This is a genomic window from Rufibacter roseus, from assembly GCF_001647285.1.
GTDB lineage: Bacteria > Bacteroidota > Bacteroidia > Cytophagales > Hymenobacteraceae > Nibribacter > Nibribacter roseus.
The window spans coordinates 328999-350407 of the sequence record NZ_LRML01000006.1; the positions used below are offsets into that span (position 1 = coordinate 328999).

20 protein-coding genes are annotated in these 21409 nt (G+C 43.8%); 8 read left to right on the plus strand and 12 right to left on the minus strand.

The window, feature by feature from the left end:
• Positions 1-406 precede the first annotated feature (406 nt).
• On the minus strand, positions 407-2086 hold the full coding sequence (locus A8O23_RS11555; protein WP_239693387.1) for a L,D-transpeptidase family protein: 1680 nt from the start codon (positions 2084-2086) through the stop codon (positions 407-409).
• A gap of 278 nt (positions 2087-2364) precedes the next feature.
• Between A8O23_RS11555 and A8O23_RS11560 the strand changes: the two genes are divergently transcribed.
• On the plus strand, positions 2365-4164 hold the full coding sequence (locus A8O23_RS11560) for a M1 family metallopeptidase (protein ID WP_066621236.1): 1800 nt from the start codon (positions 2365-2367) through the stop codon (positions 4162-4164).
• Between the two features lie 60 nt (positions 4165-4224).
• Here A8O23_RS11560 and A8O23_RS11565 read toward each other — a convergent pair whose 3' ends face one another.
• Positions 4225-4719, minus strand: a complete 495-nt coding sequence (locus tag A8O23_RS11565; RefSeq protein ID WP_066621238.1) for a YciE/YciF ferroxidase family protein — start codon at positions 4717-4719, stop codon at positions 4225-4227.
• A gap of 170 nt (positions 4720-4889) precedes the next feature.
• On the opposite strand from A8O23_RS11565, the gene A8O23_RS11570 reads away from it, so the two are divergent.
• Both A8O23_RS11570 and A8O23_RS11575 read left to right on the plus strand, forming a co-directional pair.
• The gene (locus A8O23_RS11570; RefSeq protein WP_066621240.1) at positions 4890-5762 is read left to right on the plus strand and encodes a cyanophycinase; all 873 of its coding nucleotides are present in this window, start codon (positions 4890-4892) and stop codon (positions 5760-5762) included.
• Between the two features lie 223 nt (positions 5763-5985).
• Positions 5986-6873, plus strand: coding sequence for a DUF3822 family protein (locus A8O23_RS11575; RefSeq protein ID WP_066621242.1), 888 nt, complete (start codon positions 5986-5988; stop codon positions 6871-6873).
• Positions 6874-7076: 203 nt separating this feature from the next.
• On the opposite strand, the gene A8O23_RS11580 is transcribed toward A8O23_RS11575, so the two are convergent.
• The 3 genes from A8O23_RS11580 to A8O23_RS11590 all read right to left on the minus strand — a co-directional run bounded on the left by A8O23_RS11580 (position 7077) and on the right by A8O23_RS11590 (position 8445).
• Positions 7077-7709, minus strand: coding sequence for a cytochrome c oxidase subunit 3 family protein (locus A8O23_RS11580; RefSeq protein ID WP_066621244.1), 633 nt, complete (start codon positions 7707-7709; stop codon positions 7077-7079).
• Between the two features lie 186 nt (positions 7710-7895).
• Entirely contained in the window at positions 7896-8240 is a 345-nt protein-coding gene (locus tag A8O23_RS11585; RefSeq protein ID WP_066621246.1) for a hypothetical protein, read from the minus strand.
• A 4-nt stretch (positions 8241-8244) separates the two neighbouring features.
• Positions 8245-8445, minus strand: a complete 201-nt coding sequence (locus A8O23_RS11590; RefSeq protein WP_066621248.1) for a hypothetical protein — start codon at positions 8443-8445, stop codon at positions 8245-8247.
• 148 nt (positions 8446-8593) lie between these two features.
• Here A8O23_RS11590 and A8O23_RS11595 point away from each other — a divergent pair, with 148 nt between their 5' ends.
• Positions 8594-9373, plus strand: a complete 780-nt coding sequence (locus tag A8O23_RS11595) for a TapB family protein (protein WP_153042169.1) — start codon at positions 8594-8596, stop codon at positions 9371-9373.
• A gap of 105 nt (positions 9374-9478) precedes the next feature.
• On the opposite strand, the gene A8O23_RS11600 is transcribed toward A8O23_RS11595, so the two are convergent.
• Together A8O23_RS11600 and A8O23_RS11605 are read right to left on the minus strand one after the other, a co-directional pair.
• Positions 9479-9898, minus strand: coding sequence for a hypothetical protein (locus tag A8O23_RS11600; protein ID WP_153042170.1), 420 nt, complete (start codon positions 9896-9898; stop codon positions 9479-9481).
• A gap of 48 nt (positions 9899-9946) precedes the next feature.
• Positions 9947-10735, minus strand: coding sequence for an alpha/beta fold hydrolase (locus A8O23_RS11605; protein WP_066621254.1), 789 nt, complete (start codon positions 10733-10735; stop codon positions 9947-9949).
• Positions 10736-11066: 331 nt separating this feature from the next.
• Between A8O23_RS11605 and A8O23_RS11610 the strand changes: the two genes are divergently transcribed.
• Positions 11067-11783, plus strand: coding sequence for a 3-ketoacyl-ACP reductase (locus tag A8O23_RS11610; protein ID WP_066621256.1), 717 nt, complete (start codon positions 11067-11069; stop codon positions 11781-11783).
• Positions 11784-11855: 72 nt separating this feature from the next.
• Here A8O23_RS11610 and A8O23_RS11615 read toward each other — a convergent pair whose 3' ends face one another.
• Positions 11856-13001, minus strand: a complete 1146-nt coding sequence (locus tag A8O23_RS11615; RefSeq protein WP_066621259.1) for a DEAD/DEAH box helicase — start codon at positions 12999-13001, stop codon at positions 11856-11858.
• A gap of 78 nt (positions 13002-13079) precedes the next feature.
• Positions 13080-15002 (minus strand): NADP-dependent phosphogluconate dehydrogenase, encoded by a 1923-nt coding sequence (gene gndA, locus A8O23_RS11620; RefSeq protein WP_066621261.1) that lies wholly within the window; start codon positions 15000-15002, stop codon positions 13080-13082.
• Positions 15003-15199: 197 nt separating this feature from the next.
• Between gndA and A8O23_RS11625 the strand changes: the two genes are divergently transcribed.
• Positions 15200-15571, plus strand: coding sequence for a GxxExxY protein (locus tag A8O23_RS11625; protein ID WP_066621263.1), 372 nt, complete (start codon positions 15200-15202; stop codon positions 15569-15571).
• Positions 15572-15821: 250 nt separating this feature from the next.
• The gene (gene ligA, locus A8O23_RS11630) at positions 15822-17873 is read left to right on the plus strand and encodes an NAD-dependent DNA ligase LigA (RefSeq protein ID WP_066621265.1); all 2052 of its coding nucleotides are present in this window, start codon (positions 15822-15824) and stop codon (positions 17871-17873) included.
• Positions 17874-18179: 306 nt separating this feature from the next.
• Here ligA and A8O23_RS11635 read toward each other — a convergent pair whose 3' ends face one another.
• From A8O23_RS11635 to A8O23_RS11645, 3 genes are read right to left on the minus strand one after another with little or no spacing between them, the layout of a single operon-like run.
• The gene (locus tag A8O23_RS11635) at positions 18180-18368 is read right to left on the minus strand and encodes a hypothetical protein (RefSeq protein ID WP_066621268.1); all 189 of its coding nucleotides are present in this window, start codon (positions 18366-18368) and stop codon (positions 18180-18182) included.
• Positions 18369-18410: 42 nt separating this feature from the next.
• Positions 18411-19187, minus strand: coding sequence for an ABC transporter permease (locus A8O23_RS11640; protein WP_066621271.1), 777 nt, complete (start codon positions 19185-19187; stop codon positions 18411-18413).
• 2 nt (positions 19188-19189) lie between these two features.
• Positions 19190-20146 (minus strand): ABC transporter ATP-binding protein, encoded by a 957-nt coding sequence (locus tag A8O23_RS11645; protein WP_066621275.1) that lies wholly within the window; start codon positions 20144-20146, stop codon positions 19190-19192.
• Positions 20147-20355: 209 nt separating this feature from the next.
• Between A8O23_RS11645 and A8O23_RS11650 the strand changes: the two genes are divergently transcribed.
• Positions 20356-21405, plus strand: a complete 1050-nt coding sequence (locus A8O23_RS11650; protein ID WP_066621278.1) for a sensor histidine kinase — start codon at positions 20356-20358, stop codon at positions 21403-21405.
• Positions 21406-21409: the final 4 nt, after the last annotated feature.

Here is a 21409-nt window from a genome sequence, read left to right on the forward strand (position 1 = left end):
TGTTGTACTTAGAGCTTTTGCTAAACTAATAACACGTTCTGTTTATCAGGTATGGCTCCTCACGTTTTACTTAACTCCTAATGCTACTTAAAATTAAACATGAGCCATGATGGCAGTTATGGCTCATGTGCCTATTCTGACGTTACTCTTATTTCCAACTTAAAGATTACATGTTTTAAAAAGACAGATTAGAATCTAATGTCACTTTATACTTGTCAGGTTACCTCTGGCCTCTGCTTGTGAATTGAATGGAATCAAAATTACCCTTGTATTAAATTGCACATTTACTTTTTAAACTGTATTGACAATGCTCCTACAACAGTTCGCCCCAGGCCGCTCATAAAATGAGCAACCTGGGGCGAACTTTTTTTTCTCAAAGTTTTATTAAAGTTCCTTCTTCTTGCTTTTATCTAAAATAAGCCATTTCTAAATCACGGTCATGACCGTACACATCATCGCGGAAATGTATAGCACCGTTATCATCTACCCAGGCGGTAAAGTATACAATATAAACGGGCACCTTAGCTGATAAATTCACATACTTTTCTTCGCCCCCGTGCATAGCCGCTTTTATGGCTGAAGGTGTCCACTGCTTCTGATCTTTTAGAAGATATTTAGCCAATTCAAATGGTTTTTCAAGCCTGATACAACCATGGCTAAACCCTCTCTCAGATTGGTTAAACAGGTGGTCGGAAGGGGTGTCGTGCAGATAGATATTATCTTCGTTAGGGCAGATGAATTTCACAAAGCCTAAAGGGTTCCGCTTACCCGGACGTTGCCTTACCCTGTATGGAAAATCATCACCTATATTGTTCCAATCAACAGCATTGGGCGATACTATTTCCACCTTATTATTACCTATATCTTTTACTACTTCCATATCATTGGAAGCAATATAGTTCGGATTTCTAGCTTGGGCAGGTGCTATTTCATCTCTCAATATATTGGGAGTTACGTTCCAGTAAGGGTAGAAGACAATATATTCTAACTTATCACTGAAGACTGGTGTAGCATTAATTTCTTTACCAACCACTACCTTCATGTTCAACACCTCTTTCCCTTTTTCACGGACGTGTAACACGTATTCTGGTATATTGACAAAAACATATTTGTCTTCAAAACGCTTAGGTACCCACCGCCAGCGCTCCATGTTGATGATTATTTGGTCAATTCGCTCTTCTATCGGCACGTTCATCTGACGCAGGGTCTCCCCTCCTACCACACCGTCTGGTTTCAATCCGTGGCGGATCTGAAAATTCTTTACAGCTTTAGAAAGTTCTTCGTCATACAAGGTGGCTTTTGCCTGATTGACTTTGGCAGCTGATGCCTTCCCTAATATTCTTTGGCGCAAAGCAACTACCGCTTGTGCTGTATCGCCAGGATTCAAAACCTTTTTGTTTATCTCAATTTTGGGCCACCCGCCTTGCTCTCGGGCTAATCGGTAATTCTTCAATGCATCTCGTAATCTGATATACCCCGGATGCAGGGCTTCAAATTCGTAGTAGGGGTATCTACTTTCCCGCTCCCTCAGAATAGTCTGGAGCGCCTTATGCAATTTGATTTTGTTTTTCTTTACTTCCCAGGAAATATTATCCTGTTCCCTAGGGTTTACTATGCCTTTGTAGAAATCAGAAGCATAGTTGAAGTAAGATGCTGTTAATGCCACATCAATTTCTTGCTGTAAAGCATGGCGACTTGAGTCATTTTTTGCCTGTTCAAGACTTTGGAACATAGTAGGTAAGTCTTTAACCAAATAGTCTTTTGGCAGGCCCTCTTCGTGGGCATTTTTTATAACTTCTACAAATTTATAGGCTTGAGGTACCAATGCACCCTCTTTAAACCACGCAAATTTATATTGCCGCTCACGGTAAAAGAGCTTCATCATATCCAGATGATCTTTAAATTCAGGATCACTGGTGGTATATTTCACTACATATACACTATCTGTTTGCTGCGGGTATTCTTTTGCAGCCGCACGAGCAATCTTCTGTTTCTGCTTGTCCCCTGACTTTGTACAGGCGCTAAAAATCAGTAGACTCACCACAAACAAAAACAGAAGGGATATTAAATTTTCCTTTGATTTCATAGTTGATGTTCCTATCATTGAGGTATGCCCCTTATACTCGAAAAGAACTAAAAGGTTAGCTTTTTAAAGAAATCTTAATTTTTGCATTAAATATATAATAACACATATTAATATAACCAGATACTAATAGAGCACTTCTTTGTATCAAATACTACATTTTATTAATATTATCCCTGTAACTCTTGTTTAAACCAGTTTATCTAACAAAATTAAAAGTAGAACTTTTATCTGGTTCCGGAATCAGTTAGTTCAAACGAACCGCTTAACATAACACACAAATGGATTTAACCAATACTCTCCATCACCAAAATCAATCTGATCCTCATAGCTTCTCCAAACCAAAAGAGGCCAAAATCACACATGTAGATTGGGTTCTGAAAATTGATTTTTCTCTGAAAAAGATTTCTGGAGCAGGCACTTATTTTGTTCAGCATAAGAATGCACCAGAAGTAGTGTTAGATGTAAAAGGAATTTTAATTCAAAAAGTAACGCTTGATGATAATCCGGAAGGTATAGAGTTTAAGCTATCCGAAGAGAACCCTATTCTTGGGAACGGCTTACACATTCCGTTGAAGCAGGGTACAGAGAAAGTAGTCATTCATTTCGAAACTCAACCTGATGCCGCTGCCCTGCAATGGCTGGAACCAAGTCAAACGGCTGGAAAAGTATTCCCGTTTCTGTTTACTCAATCACAGGCCATTTTAGCCCGAACTTGGCTTCCGTGCCAGGACAGCCCCTCTGTCAGGTTCACCTATACGGCACAGGTCACCATACCGCCACACCTTTTGCCCTTGATGAGCGCTGACAATCCTCAATGCAAAAACGAAACAGGTATTTACTATTTTATGATGGAGCAGCCTATTCCCTCTTACTTGCTGTCATTGGCGGTGGGTGATCTGGAATTTGCACCCGTAGGAGGGCGTTGCGGTGTTTATGCCGAACCAGTGTCGCTGGAAAATGCGGCATGGGAGTTTGCTGAAACAGAAAAAATGCTGAAGACTGCAGAACAGCTGTATGGTCATTATCTCTGGGGCAGGTATGATTTGTTAGTTCTGCCCCCTAGCTTTCCTTTCGGTGGTATGGAAAACCCAAAGCTAACCTTTGCCACTCCTACCATTATAGCCGGAGACCGTTCCCTCACCAGCTTGGTAGCACATGAACTCGCACACTCCTGGTCTGGTAATTTGGTTACGAACGCCACCTGGAATGACTTCTGGCTCAACGAAGGGTTCACCGTGTACTTTGAGCGCCGAATCATGGAGCACCTGTATGGTCAGGAATATGCAGAAATGCTTCATACGCTAGGGTATCAAGATTTACTGCAGACTTTGAAAGAGTTGCCTGAACATGACACCAGCCTGAAGCTAGATCTTTCAGGTAGAGATCCAGATGAAGGATTGACTGAAATAGCCTACGAAAAGGGAAATTATTTTCTAAGGCACCTGGAACGGCTGGTGGGGCGGGAGAAATTTGACCAATTTGTAACTACTTATTTTTCTACTTTCTCTTTCCAGAGTATGGATACGGAGTGTTTTATCGAGTTTTTAGAAAAAGAGCTCATAAACGGAAATGAGGAGCTACGGCAACAGGTAAACTTGAATGCCTGGATTTATTCACCTGGCCTTCCTGCTACTATTCCAGCTCCGCAAGCCGTATTATTTGAAAAGGTAGAACAGGAACTGCAGCGTTGGCGAGAAGGTACCAAACCGGTAGAACTTGAAACTTCTAACTGGAGCAGCCATGAGTGGCAGTATTTTTTAAGAAGTCTTCCTTCTGAAATTACAGAAAGTAAGTTGTCTGAACTGGACCAGGCGTATAACTTCACTCAATCAGGTAATTCAGAAGTTTTAGCCGAGTGGCTATTGATAGCAGTTCACCACCAATACCAGTCCGCTTATGAAGCTTTAGAGAATTTTCTTACACACGTAGGTCGACGCAAATTTCTCATGCCTTTGTACAAAGCTTTGCTCCATACGCAGGAAGGAACTGCTCTGGCCAAAAAAATTTACTCCAAAGCCAGGCCAAATTACCATGCGGTGGCTTACACCTCCATTGACCAGCTTTTGGAGGCAAAATAACCCCAATAAAAAAAGGCCGATGAAAACCATCGGCCTTTTTTTATTCTTACAAATTTACTCTTAATGACGTTCTGCTTTTTTATTTACAGCGCTTTCGGCCACAAAAGTCAGTTTTTCATCTGCTTTTTTCTCTTCGCTTAAGATTTCCTGCAGCAGGTTTAACACTTCGTCATGGCCCAGGAATTTGGCATAGGTACAGGCGGTACCGTATCCGGCAATTTCATAGTGCTCAAGGCGCTGGGCACAAGCTATAATACCAGCATCCATCACTTCTTGGTCTGCATCATGCTCCATAAACTCTTTGGCCTCTTTGATAATGCCTTCCATGGCTTTACATTTTTCACCTTTACCGCTCACACCCAAAATTTCAAAGCATTGCTCCAGGCGTTTCACCTGGTTCTCGGTTTCTTTCATGTGGTCTTTCATGACAGAAGCCAGATTCTTATTTGACACTTTCTCCATCATGTCAGGCATAGCTTTCAGTAACTGTTGCTCTGCGTTATATAAATCTCTCATCTGATGGATAAACAAATCATTCAATGATGTCAATTTCATAGTTATAGCTTTTAAGGTAAAACTTACGTTTTGTTGTATTTCTATACGGCACCTGAAGGAGCTTGTTTGATTTGAACAGATTAACTTTAGGTAAACTTGCTTCGTCTTTTTTATATTGGCAGTACTGGCTCATGTTCCGTATAGAAGTTTAAGAACAGAATAAATATAGCATGATCACACCTGAGCAGCCCCCAAAGGGAATACTCATAGCCGTAGGCGGAAACGAAGACAAAGGCACCTATCCCAGATCTAAGAAAAAATTTCAGCTCAACTTTTTTGAGTTAGGCATATTACGTCGCATCATAGATGCCATGGGTGGCACAGAGGCTAAAATAGAAGTCATAACAACAGCCTCTATGATTCCGGAAGAAGTAGGAGCCATGTATTTAAATGCTTTTGGTATTCTTGGCTGCCGGAACGTACACATAATGGATATACGCGAAGAAGCAGATGCTTTGCTCCCTGAGAACCTGAACAGGCTGCGGAAGGCATCAGGGGTTTTGTTTTCAGGTGGAAACCAGGCGCGTTTGTCACAGATCTTTTTAGGCACTGCTTTTCACCAGATACTACTAGACCGGTACCAGCACGAAGAAGGTTTTGTCATTGCAGGTACCAGTGCCGGCGCTATGGCCATGTCTGACATCATGATCAAGAGCGGTAGCAGTAGATCGTCGCTTTTGAAAGGAGCTGTAAAGCTTGACCGTGGACTAGCCTTCCAGAAGAATGTTATCTTTGATTCTCACTTTGTTAAAAGAGGAAGATTTGGCCGCTTAATGGAAGCCGTAGCCACACATCCGTATAAAATAGGCATTGGCTTAGGCGAGGACACCGGTGTTTTGATCAGTCAGGGAAACTTTATTGAAACCATTGGTTCTAACTTAGTTATTATTGTAGACGGCCACCACATCAAGCATAACAATACCTCTTATGTTACGCAAGGCACTCCCCTTTCTATTGAACACATCTTGTTGCATGTACTGGCCTACGGTAACTACTATGATATACGGCAGCGTAAATTCTGCGCGCAGCACAAAGAGAAATAACCGCACTTCAACTGTTTTAGCTGTGATTTCTGAAAAACAGCCCTAAAAGGCGAATAATTTATCAGAATGACTTTAAGTGCAACTAACTATCACTCAATACTTGACCACTGTATTTATCAAAAATATATACAAAAAGAGGCTTAATTAAAATGACATCTAAGTCCTGAAATATGTAATATTGTATTGCTGTTCCCCCATTCACCTATAAAACTAGCTCTTACTTTTGGACACCATTGCCTCGGCCTTTAAGCAAACCCAACGCGTAGTAGACGATGCATTTGATGCTACTGCCAGCGCTAAAGCCCACCTGTACCTGAACTTTGGGTCACACCGGCTTCGGATAGGAGTGCTGGATGCTGAACGTAACAAGTTTGTGGCTTTAGAAGATTATGAATCAGCAAGGCCTGTGACTGTAGAAGGTGCGGTAGAGATGTTAAGGGAACTCAGCAACAGTAGTCTGCTATTGCAACAACAGAAATGGAACCAGGTGCGGATTGGTATAAAAAACCAACAGTTCACTCTCATTCCGGAAACGCTTTTTGACAGAAACGCCCGCGAGGAGTATCTGCAACTTAACGCGGTGATAGAACCAGACGAGGAGGTTATAAGCCACTACGCCCACCCCAGGCTTGAGCTCATGAATGTGTTCACCATACCTAACAAGCTTGAACAGTGGGCTAATAACTATTTTGCTGGCAGCAGGGTTGAATTTGTGCACCAGACTTCTGCTTTGATGGAAGGATTCCTGCACATGGCCGAGCCCCACGCAAAGCCACAGCTGTACATCTACGTAGACAAAAACTATGTCACGCTGGTAGTCCTGCAAAACATGAAATTGGAGTTCTGCAACTCCTTCTACTTCGCCTCTTATGAAGATTTCATCTACTTCGTGTTGTTTGTACTGCAGGAAAAGAAAATGAACCCTGACCAAGACCAAGTCATTGTTTGGGGCGAGCTGTTGCTTGATTCAGATTTGCACGACGTCCTCCGAAAATATATCAGAAACGTGAAATTTGGGAAGAAACCCACTGCAGTAGGCTACAGCTACCGGTTCGAGACTTTATTTGAACACCGCAACTTTGATCTCTACAGTCTCCATTTCTGCGACTAAATTTATGAGTGAAGGAGTGAGTGTGTGAATGGGTGATTTTTTTATGCGCTAAATTAGAAGAGATTAAAAAACAGAAGGCTGGTCTTGAAGATGTTTCTTCAAGACCAGCCTTCTGTTTTTAAGCTATTTTTACAAAAACAGGGCAAAAACACTTTTTTTGACTTTCGATCATTCTCTCATTCCATCATTCTCAAATTCACTCATTAAATAGAGAAAAGGAATATGAAATAGAGGCTGAGCCATAGTGCGCCTAAGAAATGCCAGTAACTTCGGAGCATCTCTATTTGCATGTTCCGAAAGGGATCTCTGATATAAATAAGGGTTCTGACAGGGTCAGAAGCCGCTCTTTTAGATTTCAGGTACAAAAACGAAGAGAAGGCAATGCCCCCGGCAACGTGCAGCAAATGCAGGGCAGACAACAAGAACAGCACCATACCAGAAGAATTTTCTGCCAGCTCCACTTTTGTAGAGATTAATTCGTTCCAGGCCACCACCTGAGAGAAAGCAAAGGCTGCGCCTAAACCCAGCGCCCAAATCAAGTGCACGTTCATATTCCGCAGCTCGTCCTGCTTATAGAATTCCGGAATACGGTGAATAAAAAAGCCGCTTATTAAAATCAAGACTGTACTTACCGAGAACAGCTTGGGCATAGTAAGCATGGCCTCTCCCGAAGTTGCCGGTAAATTCTTCAGAAACATGAAGACCAGTATCAGAAACAGCACGCTCATGCCCACCATGCTGCAGTACAAAATCATTTTAAGCGGAGGCACTTTCTCCATGCGTTCAAAGCTGGAAAACTTGCCTATGTCTATTTTATTTTGGTTTTCAGATTTCATGTTACCCTATATCTACTACTCTAAATCCCATCTCTACACCAATTTGATTCCTATCCCTGGCTGCTGTGTGTATTTTTAGTAATACCCCCTCAACAGAATAATGTTTAGCCTTACAAGCCGAAAGATGCAAAAAAAACAATTGACGTTGCATCAAGCAGTTACAGCTCATTAATCAAGCTTGCCGCGCTATTTAAACCAGGAGCTAACTTTACCCATAACAGCACTGGCAGTGATTTTAGGAGTAGCGGAAGTACCTAGCTGCACATAGGTTTTATTATTTACCCGCACATCTATCACAATGCCCGCCTCCATTAGTTTGCTACTCATGCCTCTGACCTTTTCTATGCTTGCCATAATGCCACCGCCGCCACCGCCAGAAGATGAAGGCAATACGTTCTGCATGACCCGTTCCAACATAGCGTGATCTTTAAAATTAATAATCACGTAGTTTTCTTCGGCCACCACCAGCACATTGTCTTGCTGCACGGTCAGTACCAGCTGAGCAGATATTTCAAACGGAAATTGCCCCATGCCTCTACCCTTTCTGGTTTGATTTAGCCTTTAGGCTTACTTTGCCGTTAATCCGCCACTGACCAGGGGCTCCCTGTGGTCCTGGCCCCTGCACCTGCATGTCTTGAAAGTCCAGGGTCAGGTCAGTTTGTTCAGACTTTAGTTTTTCCATGAGCAAAGAAGCTAAATCTTCTAAGCTATGAACCGGCTTGTTTGCGTTTTCCATTTTTAAATACGTTTTGTGCCTTCTACTTACGATAAGTAAAGCTGTCAGTTTTTAGATATGAGTGAAGTACAAAAACAGACATATCTCTACCCTACCCTAATACGTATAGATACCAACCTTATTGCCAATGCTAGCAGTGGCCTACAACATGAAAACAAAACTTTATACAATTTACCTTATAGCCGGTTTAGGGTCAACAGTATTTAATCCTGATGCCGTGCGTGCACAAAATACTGTCTCAAATCTTGATTCTGCACTTGTTCAAGATTGTAACCACCCAATGGGTTTAACAAAAAACACGGAATTTGTTTACCAGGTAACAGACAGAGGCAAGAACGACGGAACTCTGAGCAACAAGGTGATGCAGCAGGCAATGACACCTGAAGGGGAGTTTGTGACTACCGTCAAATCTGCCAGAATCAACAACAAGAAAAGACCAGAGACAGCGGAGGAGTTTACCATACGCTGTAAAGGAGACACCGTTTATTTAGATGCCATACTCCTTTTAAGGGAACAGGCACAGAAAACTTTTAGCGGAAAAGAATTAGAGTACACCCCGACAGATTTGGCGTACCCACACCAAATGGAGGTGGGCCAGAAGTTACCAGATGGAAAGCTTTTGGTGAGGGTCAGGAATTCTGTTTCTGATATCACCCACTTACAAATGTCAGCCATAAACCGTAAAGTGGAAGGGAAACAACAAATTACTACCCCCGCCGGTACCTTTGACTCCTACCGTATCTCCTACCAATATATCATCAAACTGAACACTATGGGAGTTAACATAGAAGATGTGTACCAGGTAGAAGAGTATTATTCTACTGAAAACGGAATAGTAAAACTGCAGTTCACAAATAAAAAAGGCAAGAAAGGCAAAGGGATAGAATTGATTACAAAGAAAAATCCTGTGCAGGCTTTTCAGCGGTAATTTCTATTTCCATTAAGAACGAAGTTCTGTTTTTAGTCTCTTTTTCAGAAAAGAGGCTAAAAACAGAGCTTCGTTCTTTTGTTCTGCAGTAAAAGCAAGAGTTGGTCAACCTAGGTGAAGTAACAACCAATCTTCGGCAGTTTCTACATCTTGAAAAGCTTTTACCCGCAAAATACCTTTTGCTTCCTCTCTAAATACCTTGTAAGATCTTTGCCCAAAAATGCCTGGCGAGAGAACATGTGCAAAATATTGCAATCCTAATTCTTTCGCCTTGGGTCCCCATTTTTTTGTAAGATAAGGCACGGCTACTTCCCAGGGCCCAATTAATTCTAAGTTACTGTTGAGCAGGCCAGCGCAGGGCCGTTCCTGCAGAATAGAGAGAAGCAGACCTCCGCCCATCATAACTGTTTCCAAAGACTGTATACCTATCCAGCTGCAGAAAATATAATGGTTGGTGGTGTCATAATAGGCTTCAAAAAACACATCACCTGATGCTTTCTTAAGCTCCCTCTTTTCTTTTAGCACAATTCCAGATGTTGTTATAATTTTCAAAAAAGAACCTTTACGAATGCTTTACAAAAAAGCTTTCATGGCCTTTATTGTCTCTTCTGGTGCACTTAGATTGGGGCAGTGCCCAGTGGCATTCAGTACCACCAGTTTACTGTTAGTTAATTCTCGGTGCATGTATTCTCCCACTTCCATAGGAGCGATGACATCTTCTGAGCACTGAAGAATAAGAGCTTCCGTTTTAAGGTTCTGCAGGTCTTCTCTGTTATCTGACAAAAACGTGATACGGGCAAAATCTTTGGCTACCGTTTCATTGCTGCGGCAGAAGCTTTGGGCTAATTCCTGCCCCAGCTCTGGTTTTTCGGGATTACCCATGATCACTGGTGCAATAGCGTGCGACCACTGCAGGTAATCACTGTCTAAAGACTCCAGCAGCCCGTTTATACCTTCCTGCGTGAAGCCTCCAATATATTCGTCGTCATTGGTATACCTTGGAGAAGGACCAATCAGAACTAATTTAGAAAACCTTTCGGGGTCAAGAACAGAAGCCAGAACGCCTATCATGCTGCTAACCGAGTGGCCAACAAAAATCACCTTGTCCAAGTTAAGCTCCTCACATATCTCCAGCACATCTACGGCATAAGACTGTAAAGAGGAATACCTTTCTAAGGTGTAGGCAGACGTGTCTGAGTTACCAAAGCCTACGTGGTCAAACAAAATGATTTTGTAATCTTCTTCAAACGCAGGGGTAATATAGCGCCACATGTTCTGGTCACAGCCATATCCGTGGGCAAATATGATAGGTGTGGTGCCCTTGCCTTTGATTGTAACGTTGTTTCTTTCTATTGCCTTCATAGTTGGGGTAAATTATGAATCAAATTCAAACAACAATATCTGAATTAACCCAAAGGTACAAACCTTGACATATAAACTGCCTTTTTCACCTGTTTTTCTAAAATTAGCCTCAAAACAGATTTGACAGAGCGGCTTCTCAGCTCGCTACTGAGTAAGCTTGGTTTCAGAAAAAGAAGCCATGCCAGTCTTTTCTACTTATTATCATAAGGTTAACACTGCTAAAAATTTTCCGTTAGTAAAGTAGAAGCAAGCAAGTATGGTATAGGATACCTTGAACATACAAAGAACTACCCCTGTGCCTGCTAGTTTTGAATTTTAAAACAAAGAGACTATGGAATCATTGAAAGGTAAAACGGCACTGATAACGGGTGCCGGCAAGGGGATTGGAAGGGCTGTAGCCCTGGCACTGGCCAAAGAGGGCGTCAATACCGCCTTACTAGCCCGTACCGAAAAAGACTTACAGAAGGTAGCAGCTGAGATAGAGGCTTTTGGGGTTGAAACATGCGTGGTGACGGCTGACGTTACTGACATCAACAGTGTGAACGAGGCTGTTGAGCAAGTTCAACTAGATTTAGGGTTTATTGACATTCTGATCAATAACGCAGGAACAGCCGCCTTTGGGAAGTTCTTGGATTTAGAACCCGAAGAATGGGAGCGTATTATAAAGGTAAACTTACTGGGCCCCTACTATGTCACCAGAGCCGTGTTGCCAAGCATGATCTCTAAAAAGACCGGTGATATATTGAACATCTCTTCAACAGCCGGTCAACGTGGGGCTGCCGTCACCAGTGCCTACAGCGCCTCAAAGTTCGGGTTGATAGGTATGACTGAGTCATTGATGCAGGAGGTCCGGAAACACAACATACGGGTTACCTCACTCACCCCCAGTACGGTGGCTACTGATCTGGCGGTTGAGTTAAAATTAACGGACGGCAACCCTGAAAAAGTAATGCAGCCTGAGGACTTTGCTGAATTCTTGGTGTGCCAGCTCAAACTGAACCGAAGGGTTTTTATAAAAGATGCGGGGATTTGGTCAACCAACCCATAGCAGCATTTTAGTTTATTTTAAGAAGGCGTTTTGGGCTGTTTTTGTTAAAACAGCCCCAAAACGCCTTCTTAGTTAAAATCCTTTCAAATCTATCTCACTTGTTTCTTGGGTAGGAATAACTCTTTTGGTCTGCTTCTGTATGATTTTGAAATGATGGGCATCTTCTGGCGTGACTAGTGTAAGAGCCTCACCCGCAGATTCAGCCCTACCTGTACGTCCGATCCGGTGGATGTAATCTTTAGATGATCGGGGCAAGTCGTAGTTAATTACAAAGGGCAGAAACTGTATATCAATGCCACGGGCAGCTAAATCCGTAGCCACCAGAACTGGTGTTTTACCCTTCCTGAAGGATGCCAGTGCTTCGGTACGCGCACCTTGGCTTTTGCCACTGTGCAGCGCCACTGCCTTTATGCCATTGTTGTTCAGCTTCGTTACCAAATGATCTGCCCGTTTGGTGGCCGAAACAAATACCAGTACCTGCTGCATATTTTTTTGCTTGATCAGGTAGCGTAAGAAAGGACCTTTCCGTTCGGTATCTACCAAATAAGCCTGTTCAGAAATTAAATCAGAAACTGTGGCATCCTCGGGCTTTACCTCTACCGTAACAGGGTCTCTTAACAACGAATCGTGAATTGCTTTCACCTTTTGGTCTAGCGTGGCCGAGAAAAGAAGATTTTGCCGCTGCTTTGGCAGAAGAGACAAAATCTGCCGCATTTCTTCTTCAAACCCCATGTTCAGCATTTTGTCAGCCTCATCTAACACCAACGTGTCCACCTCTGACAAATGCACAGCCTTTGATTCTACCAGATCCAATAAGCGGCCTGGTGTAGCCACCAGTATATCCGTTCCCTGTAGTTTCATCATTTGCGGATTAATAGAAACCCCTCCGTACACAGCCAGAGTCTTCATTTTTATAGGAATATGCGCGCTAAATGAAAGGAACACTTCTGATACCTGTAGCGCTAATTCCCTTGTGGGCACCAGCACCAACGTCTTTACATATCGGTTACGAAAGGCTCGGTTGGTTTGAGTTTTATCTAAAATAGGCAAGGCATAAGCTGCTGTTTTCCCTGAGCCTGTCTGCGCAATACCTAATACATCTTTCCCCTTCAGCACCTCCGGAATAGCCGCTAGTTGAATAGGTGTGGGAGCTGTATACTGTAGTGCTTCCACCGCTTTTACCACGGACACCGATAAACCAAGAGACGAGAAAGACATATTAAATGGTTTGAAGAATGAATGGAAGGTGCAAAGATAGCCGGAATAATGTCCTTCACCGCTTGCAATGCGTAACGGCTACCACTCTACATGAAAATATTTATCCAGGGGCTGGTCTACTCTTCTGAAAGTATGTGCTCCAAAATAATCTCGCTGGGCTTGAATTAAATTAGCAGGCGACTGTGCCGTGACATAACCTAAATAATAGTTTAAGCCTGCTGAAAAGACAGGCAGTGCAGCATTAGCCTTCAACCCAGAAGCCACTATCTCTTTCCAGGAGTTCAAGAGTTCTTTCATTTGAGACACAACCTCATCATGCTGTAGCAGCGGTACCTCCGTCTTCAGAATGCCTACCAGTCTCTCCATGAGTTGTGAACGAATGATGCAGCCATTCGTCCAGATTCGGGCAATTTCACTCAGGTTTAATCCCCACTCGTACTGCTCCGATGCCTGTCTCATCAGCTCAAAACCAATGGCGTGGTTTACTACCCGTACTGCTTCATACCCCTTTTTGAGCTGCTGGGCATGCAGTAACGGAACTCCCTCTATTTGCATTGGCTCTATCTCTACCAATGCTGCAGCCTTTTCCCGTTGCTTTTTTTGCGCCGAAAGATACCTGGCCATAACGGCAGCCGCAATAGGATCTACAGAAGCACCCAATTCCAAAGCCGCCGTGGTGGACCAGCCCCCTGTTCCTTTTTGCTCCGCGGCGTCTAAAATCTTGTCCAGAAGCAATCCTCCTGCTTCCTGCTTCTTTAGAATATCTATCGTTATTTCCAGCAGATAACTTCCTAAGCCACTCTCCTGCCAGCTTTGGAGCTCTTCTACAATGGTCTCCGGAGAAAAATTCAGGTGGAAGCGCAATAGCTGATAAACTTCCGCCAAAGCCTGCATTTCAGCATACTCAATACCGTTGTGCACCATCTTCACAAAATGCCCTGCCCCCGCCGGACCTACATAGGCGCAACATGGCAGCCCGTCTTTGTCTTTTGCTGCAATCTGCTCCAGAATTTCTGATACTTGAGTATAACCCTCCTTCGGGCCACCGGGCATTAACGAAGGACCTTTCAACGCTCCTTCCTCTCCTCCAGATATACCTACACCCAGAAAGTGAAGGTGTAAAGCCTGCATTTCCTGCACCCTTCGCTGGGTGTCATGATAATGGGAGTTTCCTCCGTCTAATATCACATCTTCCGCCTCCAGCAAAGGTTGAAACTGTTGCAAGAGCGCGTCTACTGCGGCCCCAGCTTTCACCATGAATAAAATCCGTCTTGGTTTTTCCAGCGCCTGCACAAAAGCTTCAGCATCAGAGAAAGGTAATAGTGGTTGTTCTGCGTTCTCTTCGGCAAACCGCTCCGCCACCTGTTCCTCCACTCCTGGCACCGTTCTGTTATAAACGGCTACCGAAATTCCTTTACCAGATAAATTCAGCGCCAGGCTCTTCCCCATCACTCCCATTCCAATAATACCAAAAGCTGCTTTTTGTGTGTCTGAACTAGAAGAAGTAGTATTCATGGAAATTAAGTTTAGTATGATTTGCTGAACCAGTTGCTGCGGTGTATGCACAACATTTAGGTGAAGGGCATCTTTAGGCACCTCCAGTGTCTGGAGTTGGGAAGTCAGTAATATTTTAGGCATAAAGTGACCAGAACGATTGCCTAGCCTTTGCTCTAGTACTTCTTCCTCTCCGTGCAGGTAAATAATTTTAAGCTGATTTTTCAGCCCCGTGTTCAATGTATTACGGTAGCTTTCTTTCAAAGCCGAACATGCCATCACCACTTCCTGCCCCAGGTTTTCAGCCTCTTGCAGCAGCTGATTCAATCGCTGAAGCCAATCCTGCCGGTCCTCATCTGTGAGCGGAATGCCTGCACTCATTTTCTGAACGCTGGTGGGCGGGTGGTAGTCATCGGCATCAATGAAGTGGAGTTGCAACTGCTGGGCCAGTAACATGCCCACTGTGCTTTTTCCACTCCCTGAAACACCCATCACGAGGTATGACATGGCAATTAGGTTAGTATCGTTGTTTTAAAGGTTACGTGGTAATGCTGTATACTGTTAGAAGCAGGATTTACAGGATTTAGATAATTTTCAGGATTAAGTATGTTCTTGAACTGTGATTGAAGAAAAAAAGGCGTATAAAACTTACGTTATGAAACGTATGCGACTATATCATGATGAGTCGATAAAGAAAATTCACCATGGGTTTAGAGGAAATCACCTATAAAATAATTGGCTGTGCCATGGCGGTTCATAACGAATTAGGCACAGGTTTTCAGGAAGTTATTTACCAAAGATGCTTGGCTATTGAATTTCAAAAGGCAGAGTTACAGTATGAGCGGGAGAAAGAGCAATCAATTTATTATCAAAACCAATTAGTTGGCACAAGAAGAGCTGATTTTGTGGTAGAAGAACAAATTTTAGTTGAACTCAAGGCTCTTCAAAATCTAGAAGATGTTCATTTGATTCAAACTAAAAACTATATAGTAGCCTATGGACTCCCTTTAGGTCTCCTCCTTAATTTTGGTAGTACCAGTCTACAATACAAGAAAGTATACCCACGCAAACACTAAGTATGAAATAAAGTAGCTAAATGTTCATTAGCTTTCTTTTATTCACCTACTATACCTTTTAGAGCTAAATCCTTAATTTTAATTTGCCTCTTACTTCAAGAAGCTTATTTTTTTTCGCAATTCAGTAACCACACAAGCTTCTATTTTCTGGGTTAGCATTGAAAATTTGCTCAGTAATCAAATCCTGAAAATTATTTAAATCCTGTAAATCCTGCTTTACCTTTACCTCAAGAATAAAACACCACCCATCATGGCTGAGCAGAACCCGCAAGAACGAATTTTAGAGCTGACAAACCGCCTGAACTACCTCAACTACCAGTATTACCAGAACAGCACTTCTGAAGTGTCTGATTATGAGTTTGACCAAATGCTGCTAGAGCTTCAGAAGCTGGAGGAGCAGTATCCGCAGTTTCGGTCTGAGAACTCTCCTACGCAGCGGGTGGGCGGCACCATCACCAAAAACTTCACGACGGTGAAACATAAATACCCAATGCTTTCCTTGGGGAACACCTATTCAGAGGACGAGGTGCGGGAGTTTGACAAACGGGTGCGCAAAGTAACTGGTGACGAGGTGGAGTATGTATGTGAGCTTAAGTTTGATGGGGTGGCTCTCAGCCTCACCTACACCAACGGAGGCCTTACCGCCGGTGTCACCCGCGGCGATGGTACCCGCGGCGACGACATTACGGCCAATGTACGTACCATCAAAACTATTCCGCTGCATCTGCACGGAGAAGATGTGCCGGCCGAGGTGGAGGTTCGGGGGGAAGTGTTCATGCCATTCAACGTATTTGAGGAACTGAACAAAGAGCGGGAGGAAATTGGCGAAGCGTTAATGGCCAACCCAAGAAATGCAACTTCCGGAACACTTAAACTACAAGACTCTAAAGAAGTAGCGCGCAGAAGGTTAAGCATGTTTGCCTACAGCTTATTGACTACGCCTGTTTTGTTTGAAAGCCATTCCCAAAGTTTAGAAGCCTTGCAAAAGTGGGGACAGCAGGTATCGCCTACTTGGCGGGTGTGCCGCACCATTGACGAGGTGCTGGAATTTATTCATGAATGGGAAACGAAACGTTTTGAACTGCCCATTGCCACGGACGGTATTGTGGTAAAAGTAAACTCTTATGCACAACAGGAAGAACTGGGCTACACCGCCAAAAGTCCTCGTTGGGCCATGGCGTACAAGTATAAAGCTGCCGAGGCAGTTACTGAACTTTTGGAGATTGAGTACAACGTAGGCCGTACCGGTGCCGTGACCCCTGTAGCCATCATGAAACCTGTATTATTGGCTGGAACTACGGTAAAACGTGCCTCACTGCACAACGCCAATGAAATTGAGCGACTAGGGCTTATGCTCCACGACCATGTGGTAGTAGAAAAAGGTGGAGAGATTATACCTAAGGTAACAGCAGTAAAGACGGAGCTGCGGCCAGAAAATGCGGAAGCTATTACGTACCCTACCACCTGCCCTGCCTGTAGCACTCCATTAGTGAGAACAGAAGGTGAAGCCAACCACTACTGCCCGAATGAGAAGGGCTGCCCGCCGCAGGTAAAAGGAAAATTAGAACATTTTATCAGCCGCAAGGCCATGAACATCATGAGCTTGGGCGAGGGTAAAATAGAGCTTCTGGCAGAACGTGGATTGGTCACCAGTCCTGACCACCTTTACGACCTTACCTACGACACCTTATTCGGATTAGAGAAAGTGTATACAGATGAAGAGACTGGCAAAACACGAAAGGTTAAGTTTCAGCAGAAAACGGTAGACAACATCTTAAGCGCCATTGAAAAATCGAAAGAAGTACCGTTTGATCGCGTGCTGTTCGCCTTGGGCATTAGGTTTGTTGGCGCTACCGTAGCGCAGAAGCTGGCGCAGCACTTCCGGAATATTGACGCTTTACGTGCCGCCACGGAAGAAGAATTGATAGCCGTTCCAGAAATTGGAGGACGTATTGCCGCCTCTGTGCGGGAATTTTTTGATGATGTGGCTAATGTGCACGTAGTAGAACGCCTGCGCACCCACGGCCTGCAATTAGATTTAGGCGCAGTAGAGGTAGTAGAGCCGCAGAGCAATAAATTAGAAGGATTGACATTTGTGGTCTCAGGGGTTTTCTCTGGGTACTCAAGGGAGGAACTACAAGACACTATTGCCGCCCACGGAGGAAAAGTGGTCAGTTCCATTTCTAAGAAACTGTCTTACCTGGTGGCCGGAGACAAGATGGGCCCCAGCAAGTTAGAAAAAGCCACCACCCTTGGCGTCACTATCTTAAGCGAAGAAGAGTTTAACAATATGATTTCCTAACATTAAACAAAAGGAGTTGGCAATGAATGGCTTAAAGCATAAGCTGATTTTTTCTGTTAATAAGATCGCTGTTTTAGCCCTTCTTTTCATAAAACGAATAGAAAACAGAAAAGCGAAGGTGTTGCCTTCGCTTTTCTTCACTTACTTATACAACTAAAACCAAACTGTTACTAAATCAACAATAGTATAACCAGCTAGTGTTCAAATTGTTTTTAGGGATATTGAATAGATTGAAATAATACGTTCTTATTCTGCTGCCTGCTTTAATGTCCAGCATTATTGTAAAAGGTAAGCTTAAATAAACTACTACCACAACCGTAGCAGACTCTCAGGCAACTCCAGCTTCTCCTCCATTTCACCTACTGTTGCCTTGAAAATGGCATCCCGCTCTAATTCCAGTTGGCGCTGCTCTAAAGCCAATTGCCCTTTTACATCCCACTGAGCGTTAAGCCAACCTAAACAAATGCCAATCAATAATGTGAATAGAACTTTCATGACGTTGTATTTTAAATCTGTTATAGACTAATGAGCTAAAAACTATAGAATCTGTCTGCGGGCTGAATCCCAGATGCCAATGAGCAATAAGACTATGCTTCCAGCTAAGCTGTACCACATTTCAGGAATAAAAAGCGAGGTTTGTTTTGCATAAAAAGCCATGGCTGAAAAAGCTGGCCAACTGTACGGATAGTAACCAATGTGCTCCCAACGTGCCCCAATCAAAAAAGCCACAGTGAACAATATGCCTAACCCAATGCTCATTGCTATGCTTTTAAACCGGAAGCTAATGTAGAACTGTGCCGTAAACACAAACAAAGAGCCAATGAAGATTCTGAGGGCACCAAAAATAACGCTTTGCAAGTGGTGGAACTCCAAAAAGCCCAGATCAGGTCTAACCACACCCAACAGGTAGCCTGCAGCAAATAAACCAAGTATAAAAGTGATAGAAGACAACAGTACCAGCCCTAATTGCAGCAGGTATTTATTCAGGAAAACACTCCACTTGGGCAAAGGCAAAGCGTACAGTTGCTTCCAGCCGTGGGAGTTGTGTTCGGCGCCATTGACCAGAGCGGTAATAAGCGTCAAAAATAGTGGCAGGAGCAATTGTCCGGTAATGTTGAAGTTGTTGCCAGCCCACAAAGGCCAAGGATCTTCCCCCAGCTTCAGCAGTTTGTCTCCTCTAAAAAAGAAAACCAAAAAATTCATGCTCACCACGGAAAGCGGCGCCAGCAAAGAAAGCCACAAAGCCCACGTACGTTTTATTTTAAGTGCCTCGGCAGAAAATCCGCGAACAAGAAAAGAGTAAGCTAGTTCCATGGTTAAACTAAAATTGGAGAGGAAGAAGAAATAGAACCGACAGTTGGAGAAGTCTCCGTCATAGACAAAAACAGTTCCTCTAAGCTTTGCTGAGCGAAAACCAACCCCGTAACAGAAACACCTTGTTCCACCAGCAGTTGGTTAAGCGCAGCAGATTCGGATTTGTTTTGCACCGCCACCCGTAACCAATCGCCGCCCAAAGACTCCACCGCAAGACCATTGTTTAGTAGAACCTCTTTAGCCATCAGCGTATTGGTTACTTCTACTTCCAGTACGTTTGCGTGAATAGCCACTTGCTGCAACTCCTGAATGGCTCCCTCAAACGCAACTTTTCCCTCATGAATGATGGATAAATGGGTGACAGTTTTTTCTATCTCGCTCAACAAGTGACTAGATAAAAAAATGGTTTTACCATGCTGTTGGTTCAGGTCTTTCAGGAGCTCCCGCATTTCCCGTATTCCACTAGGGTCTAAACCGTTAGTTGGTTCATCTAAAATCAACAGTTCAGGGTTTGGCAACAGGGCCAGGGCAATTCCTAACCGCTGACACATGCCCAGTGAGTAATGCTTGACAAGTCTGTCAGCATCGGCGGAGAGCCGCACAATTTCCAGCACTTCCTCTACCCGATTTTTCTCTATACCTTGCAACCTGCGCATGACTTCCAGGTTTTCCCTTGCGGTCAGGTGTTTGTAGAGACTGGGGGTTTCTATCAGCGCTCCCACCTGCCGTAGCACTTCCAACCTGTTCTGCTGAAGTCTCTTTCCAAATACTTTGATCTCACCGCCCGTTGGGTGCAACAGCCCGAGCAGTAATCGGATTGTAGTAGTCTTCCCCGCGCCATTTGGCCCTAGAAATCCATAGATACTTCCCTTAGGAATTTGCAGATCTAATCCTTTTAATATCTCCTGACGGCCATATGAATAGCGCAGGTGCTGGGTTTGTATAAGGAAGTCTTGCATAGCATTCGGAAGAATTGACGATTCAAATGAAGGGAGCTATTTGCCCAAACGCAACTCAACTATACCAATCCGCCCTAGTCTTAGACGAATCCACTATTCTTCCCCACCAACCCATTCGTCTACATATTATTGCCGTTTGTCTAAAACCTACAGAAAGAATATTGAAAGCTTGGCTGATTATGTAGTTTTGGTCTGATTTGGGAAAAACAATGAAGAAACACCTTCCGCTGTTGCTGCATATCTTATTGTGGCTGGGGTTATTGGGCCTATCGCTCTGGATTCATTTCGGCATGCGCGAGTCTAATTTTATACCGGTGCGCTGGCTGGCCATGGACGTTACCCAGACCGTTCTCTTCCATATTGGTCTTTTTTACCTCAATTGGTTTGTGCTGGTGCCCAAAATATTAGCGAAAGACCGGGTGCTTTGGTATGCTTTTGTTGTTATTGCCACGTTGGCTGTGTATGCGGCTACCCGGGCTCCAATAGAAATTTGGTTAAAAGAAGCTATGGCTATGGAGGTGCCCAAAATGGCTGAACAGCTAAAGAGATACCCTAGAATAATTTCTTTCCAGCACATCATGCTGCAAGTGGCCCTTACCGGCGTTATGAACATCTTCCTGAGTTCAGCCCTGAAAGTGACTGGTGACTTTTTGCGTAATGAGCGCCGAAGAAAAGAGCTGGAATTACAGCATACCACCACTGAATTGGAACTGCTCAAATCTCAGGTGAATCCGCATTTCCTGTTCAATACCCTTAACAACATCTATTCCCTGGCCTACCAGAATTCCGCCAGTACGCCAGATGCCATTATGAAGCTCTCGCTGCTGCTGCGGTACCAACTGTATGAAACCAACACCGCCCAAGTGCCGCTAGAAAAAGAGTTGGAGCACCTGCAACACCTGCTTGATTTGCACCGCCTGCGATTGCCCAATCCTGAACTGCTGACGTTGGAGGTGTACGGCAATGTCTCTCAAGTACAATTGCCCCCAATGCTCCTGATGCCGCTGGTGGAAAATATGTTCAAGCATGGCCTCACCACCGCACCAATGCAATTAAGATTGGCCATAGAACAAAACCAGCTAACGTTCACCACCGACAATACCATAAAGCCTAACGCCAAGAAAAACGCCTACGGAGGAATTGGTTTGCAGAACCTGCGCCGGCGTTTGGAGTTGCTGTACCCAAACGGGTTTTCATTGAAAACAGAGGCCAACGGAGCCCAATTTGAAACAACGCTGGTTCTGACTAAACTTTCTTAACTCA

What these genes read in the sequence shown, in the direction of transcription:
- A8O23_RS11650 (WP_066621278.1), top strand. Translation starts at nt 20,356, where the DNA reads ATGAAGAAACACCTTCCGCTGTTGCTGCATATCTTATTGTGGCTGGGG.
- A8O23_RS11610 (WP_066621256.1), top strand. Translation starts at nt 11,067, where the DNA reads ATGGAATCATTGAAAGGTAAAACGGCACTGATAACGGGTGCCGGCAAG.
- gndA (WP_066621261.1), bottom strand. Translation starts at nt 15,002, where the DNA reads ATGTCATACCTCGTGATGGGTGTTTCAGGGAGTGGAAAAAGCACAGTG.
- A8O23_RS11625 (WP_066621263.1), top strand. Translation starts at nt 15,200, where the DNA reads ATGGGTTTAGAGGAAATCACCTATAAAATAATTGGCTGTGCCATGGCG.
- ligA (WP_066621265.1), top strand. Translation starts at nt 15,822, where the DNA reads ATGGCTGAGCAGAACCCGCAAGAACGAATTTTAGAGCTGACAAACCGC.
- A8O23_RS11615 (WP_066621259.1), bottom strand. Translation starts at nt 13,001, where the DNA reads ATGTCTTTCTCGTCTCTTGGTTTATCGGTGTCCGTGGTAAAAGCGGTG.
- A8O23_RS11580 (WP_066621244.1), bottom strand. Translation starts at nt 7,709, where the DNA reads ATGAAATCTGAAAACCAAAATAAAATAGACATAGGCAAGTTTTCCAGC.
- A8O23_RS11555 (WP_239693387.1), bottom strand. Translation starts at nt 2,086, where the DNA reads ATGAAATCAAAGGAAAATTTAATATCCCTTCTGTTTTTGTTTGTGGTG.
- A8O23_RS11560 (WP_066621236.1), top strand. Translation starts at nt 2,365, where the DNA reads ATGGATTTAACCAATACTCTCCATCACCAAAATCAATCTGATCCTCAT.
- A8O23_RS11640 (WP_066621271.1), bottom strand. Translation starts at nt 19,187, where the DNA reads ATGGAACTAGCTTACTCTTTTCTTGTTCGCGGATTTTCTGCCGAGGCA.
- A8O23_RS11585 (WP_066621246.1), bottom strand. Translation starts at nt 8,240, where the DNA reads ATGGGGCAATTTCCGTTTGAAATATCTGCTCAGCTGGTACTGACCGTG.
- A8O23_RS11645 (WP_066621275.1), bottom strand. Translation starts at nt 20,146, where the DNA reads ATGCAAGACTTCCTTATACAAACCCAGCACCTGCGCTATTCATATGGC.
- A8O23_RS11595 (WP_153042169.1), top strand. Translation starts at nt 8,594, where the DNA reads ATGAAAACAAAACTTTATACAATTTACCTTATAGCCGGTTTAGGGTCA.
- A8O23_RS11590 (WP_066621248.1), bottom strand. Translation starts at nt 8,445, where the DNA reads ATGGAAAACGCAAACAAGCCGGTTCATAGCTTAGAAGATTTAGCTTCT.
- A8O23_RS11570 (WP_066621240.1), top strand. Translation starts at nt 4,890, where the DNA reads ATGATCACACCTGAGCAGCCCCCAAAGGGAATACTCATAGCCGTAGGC.
- A8O23_RS11635 (WP_066621268.1), bottom strand. Translation starts at nt 18,368, where the DNA reads ATGAAAGTTCTATTCACATTATTGATTGGCATTTGTTTAGGTTGGCTT.
- A8O23_RS11565 (WP_066621238.1), bottom strand. Translation starts at nt 4,719, where the DNA reads ATGAAATTGACATCATTGAATGATTTGTTTATCCATCAGATGAGAGAT.
- A8O23_RS11605 (WP_066621254.1), bottom strand. Translation starts at nt 10,735, where the DNA reads ATGAAGGCAATAGAAAGAAACAACGTTACAATCAAAGGCAAGGGCACC.